Consider the following 3,780-nt stretch of genomic DNA (forward strand, 5'->3'; position numbering starts at 1 on the left):
GCCGGAGCAAGCGAGCGAGGCGCCGGCGTGCCGGGCGCCGGGCGCGCGCCGGACGCTGCGGCGGGCGCTTCGCTGGCTTGCTGCGCATCGTGCACCAGCCAGCTCAAGCTGCTCGACAGAACGACCACGGCGGCCAGCGCGAAGCCGGCTTGCCAGCGCCACCAGAACGAGCGGCGCCCGGCCGCCGCACGCGGCAGGTTGGGCGCGCCAGGCGGCGCGGCGGTGTGCACCGCGGCGAGGACGGCGGCGTCGAGCGCCGCAGGCGGTGCCGGGTGCTCGACTTCGCGCCACAGGGCCGAGACTTGCTGATCGCGCTCGTTCATCGCCAGACCGCCAGTGCGCTGCGCAGTTTCGCCTGGGCGTAGCGCAACCTGCTCTTTGCCGTCTCGCGCGGCACGCCCATCGCCTGGGCGATTTCGTCCAGACTGAGCTCGCCTTCTTCGGCGAGCAGGAAGGCTTCGCGCTGCGGCGCCGGCAGCGCCTGCACGGCGGCGAGCAGCGCGGCCGCCGCCTGCTGGCGCTGCACGCAGGTCAATGGGTCGAGTTCGGGCGCTGCCGGAATCTGCTCGAGCGATTCATCGTCGTACTCGACGAGAAGGTGCCGCGCATGCGTGCGGAAGTGATCGATCAGGCGGTGATGCGCAATGCGAAACATCCAGGTCGAGAACCTCGCCGAGCCCATGAACTGGCTGCGCGCGGCGCTGATCCGCAGCCAGACATCCTGAAACAGTTCATCCGCTTCGCGCGGCGCCTGATGGGCCAGGTAGCGATAGAGGCGCAGCCGCCAGCGCGCGTAGAGCACGGCGAAAGCGGTCTCCTCGCCGGAGCACCAGGCGTGCATCAGACCCTCGTCGGTACGCAGTTCGTCCAGCTCGACCTCAGCCCGGCAAGACGGACGCGGGCGCAGTGTGCGATCCGGCCGCCGACGCTAGCCGCTGGTCGCCGCGCGTATCCGGCGCGCGGCGCCGGCGCCCGGGTGAAATCTGTTCGCTCTGCGCCACCGCGCTCCCCGCTCGTGAAGATCGGCGCCAATGGTAGCGTGAACACTCGCCGTCACGAGGGATCGGGAACGAAGCCGTTTTCCGCCGGGAACGGGCGCGGCCGGGTTTGCGGTGGGCGCACGGTAGGCGGGATGATGCCGCGCGCCAACAGGCGCTCGCGCGCGTCGTAGCGCAGAGCGACGACCTGCTCGGGTGAACTCGTCGCGCGCTCGAACGAAGTGTGGCGCGTCGGCGCCCATTGTCGTTCGCCGTGCCCGGTGCCCAGCGTCGGCGCTGCGCTGGCCGCGCTTTCCGCCATCCGGCTGGACGCGCCACCGGCGCTGCCGGCAGCGTCGGCGACCTCGGCCGACGCGGGCGAAGCCGGCTTGGCGCGCGCTGCGGCCGGCGCCACCGGCACTTGCTGCGCAATTGCCGGCGGCCGCTCGCGGAACGCCGCCAGGCCAATGACGCCCACATCGTGCGGACGGCCGGTACGCGCTGCGTAGGAATCGGGCAGCGTAGTGAAGTAGAACGCGGCCACATCGTTCATGCTCTTGCGCCAGCCGGCAATCTCGGCCCGCCCATAGGGCTCGAGCACGTAACCCGACTGCGTGCTCGCCGCGCTTTCGCCACTGATCACATTGACGCCATCGACCGAGAGTACCGCCAGTACGCGCTCGCCGCTACGGTTGCTGATGCGCAGCGCATAACGCTCGCCTGGCGCACCGGCGATCCAGTTTTCCCCACGGTGCGGGTAACGCGGCAATACCTGGCCGCTCGCGCGGCTCACCACTTCCAGTTCGACCAGTTGTGGCGGCTGCGCCGCGAGCAGGCTACAGGCGGACAGCAAAACACACGACAACATGAGCGCGCGCATGGTATATCTCCTTCGGGGGTTGAACATGGACGCGTAGACGCGCGTGTCGGTCGGATGGGGTTAAACCGTGCAAGCTCCGGCGATGGCTGGCGACCAGGCGGAGCAACGGCGGACATCGATCGACTGGCGATGGCCGGCCGGACTGCCCTATAGTGGCGGTTGTCGCACGGCCGCCAGCCGCCGCTTCGTAAGGGAGAACAAGCCATGTCTGCAGCCCCTGATTCCGCCACGGCGCAAGCCGGTGAGATCAGCCTCGACGCAAGCCAACTGCGCCCCGGCGTACACGTCCGTTTGCCGGTTCCCTGGATCGAACATCAGTTCATGTTCAACTCCTTCGTCATCGCCGACGAGGAGCAGGCGCGCCTGATCGCAGCGATGAACCTGCCGCAGATCTTCTGCGACCCGGCGCGCTGCCGCGTTCCGCCGCTGCCACGCCAGCCGCCGGGCGAAAAGGCCGCCGCCGACCCGGCCGCGAGCGCCGCGGAGAGCGCCCGCCTGCGCGCGGTAGCGGCAGCGCGCATGGCCGAGAAGCAGGAACGCTCGCGCAAGATGACGCAACTGCGCGAGCGTCTGGACAAAGCGCAGCAGCACTTCGCCGGTGCCGCGAAAGCGGTTGGCGGCGCGATCCGGCACTTCACCACCAACCCGCGCGAGGCGGTGAGGGAGGTCGATCTGGTCAGCGCCGAGTCGACGGCGGCGCTGCTCGCCGACCCGGACAGCGCCATCGCGCTGATCGCCGAGAAGGCGCAGGACGATGGACAAGCAGCGCACGCCCTCTCGGTGATGACGCTGGCGCTGCTCATCGGCAAGCAGGCGCAGTTGCCGGAACCTGCCTTGCGCGCGCTCGGCATTGGCGCTCTGTTGCACGATATTGGCAAGGTGACGATCAATCCGTCGATCCTGCGCAACAACGAGCGCAACCGGCACGAGGAAGCGATCTATCAGAACCACTGCCGCGCCGGGCACGAACTGGCGGCGCGTGCCGGCAACCTGTCGCAAGCGATGCTCGACGCGATTCTGGCGCACCACGAGCGCTTCGACGGCAGCGGCTTCCCCGACCGTCTGGCCGGCAATGCCATCCCGCTGGCGGCGCGCCTGGTCGCCATTACCAACCGCTTCGACAATCTGGTCAACCCGCTCGATTACCGCTGTGCACTATCCCCCTCCGAAGCGCTGTCGGCGATGTGGACGCGCGAGAAGAAGGCTTTCGACGCGACGCTGCTGCAGTTGTTCGTCCGCGCGATGGGCGTCTATCCGCCGGGTTCGATCGTGCAACTTGCCGACGGCCGGGTTGCCGCCGTCGTCGGCTCGGCACCGCCCGGCAAGCCGCTCAAACCCAAGGTTCTGGTCTATGCGCCGGAAGTACCGCGCCGACAGTCGATCATGGTCGACCTGGCGGAAGACGACACGATGAGTATCGAGCGCCCGCTGCGCCTGCAGGAGCGTCCAGCCGAGGAACTCGACTACCTGCTGCCCCGCCGAAAGATCAACTGGTCGTACCTGGCCGACCAGCGCTGAGTCGCGCCCGTTCGCTCAGCGAACTGCCAGCGCGCGGGCTCACCGCGTTCGCTGAGCGTTTTCGCGCGGCGCCTCCGGCTTCGATTCGAGAACGGTGTACTTCTGATAAATCCGCGCGTAGTCGCCGCGCTCGCGCAGTTCCTTGAACCTCGCGTCGAACAGGTCGCGCACCTGGCGGTCGCGGAACAGGTAGTTGAAATAGATTTCGCCGAAGTGGTAAGTCTCAATGTCCTGCCAGACGTCGATGTCGGTCGTCTTGCCGATCTGATTACGCCAATAGGCGAAAATGGTGGTGTCGATATGCAGCACCTCGACCCGGCCGGTAAACAGCATCATCACCTGCGCACGCTGCTTGCTGTTTTCCTGATAGCGCTTGTTGCTCTTCACCATCGCCGCATACTCGTC

3 protein-coding genes and 2 pseudogenes are annotated in these 3,780 nt (G+C 68.0%); 1 reads left to right on the forward strand and 4 read right to left on the reverse strand.

Translation table 11 applies throughout. The features are described from left to right. The 3 genes and pseudogenes from RKP46_RS12995 to RKP46_RS13005 form a co-directional block, all read right to left on the reverse strand. Nucleotides 1-323: pseudogene (locus tag RKP46_RS12995) on the reverse strand (hypothetical protein); the annotation flags it as partial. Further along, nucleotides 320-841, reverse strand: a complete 522-nt coding sequence (locus tag RKP46_RS13000) for a sigma-70 family RNA polymerase sigma factor (protein ID WP_311107029.1) — start codon at nt 839-841, stop codon at nt 320-322. The pseudogene RKP46_RS12995 and the gene RKP46_RS13000, both read right to left, overlap by 4 nt. A 212-nt stretch (nt 842-1,053) precedes the next feature. Continuing rightward, nucleotides 1,054-1,857 (reverse strand): hypothetical protein, encoded by an 804-nt coding sequence (locus RKP46_RS13005; protein WP_311107030.1) that lies wholly within the window; start codon nt 1,855-1,857, stop codon nt 1,054-1,056. A gap of 204 nt (nt 1,858-2,061) precedes the next feature. Between RKP46_RS13005 and RKP46_RS13010 the strand changes: the two genes are divergently transcribed. Next, the gene (locus tag RKP46_RS13010) at nt 2,062-3,375 is read left to right on the forward strand and encodes an HD domain-containing phosphohydrolase (protein WP_311107031.1); all 1,314 of its coding nucleotides are present in this window, start codon (nt 2,062-2,064) and stop codon (nt 3,373-3,375) included. A 39-nt stretch (nt 3,376-3,414) separates the two neighbouring features. On the opposite strand, the pseudogene RKP46_RS13015 reads toward RKP46_RS13010, so the two are convergent. Continuing rightward, a pseudogene (locus RKP46_RS13015) lies at nt 3,415-3,780 on the reverse strand (transporter substrate-binding domain-containing protein); the annotation flags it as partial.

Origin of the sequence: Accumulibacter sp., from assembly GCF_031732815.1 — a bacterium.
Taxonomy (GTDB): domain Bacteria; phylum Pseudomonadota; class Gammaproteobacteria; order Burkholderiales; family Rhodocyclaceae; genus Accumulibacter.

Coding starts and splice junctions, on each gene's coding strand:
- RKP46_RS13000 (WP_311107029.1), bottom strand. CDS start 841: ATGCACGCCTGGTGCTCCGGCGAGGAGACCGCTTTCGCCGTGCTCTAC.
- RKP46_RS13005 (WP_311107030.1), bottom strand. CDS start 1,857: ATGCGCGCGCTCATGTTGTCGTGTGTTTTGCTGTCCGCCTGTAGCCTG.
- RKP46_RS13010 (WP_311107031.1), top strand. CDS start 2,062: ATGTCTGCAGCCCCTGATTCCGCCACGGCGCAAGCCGGTGAGATCAGC.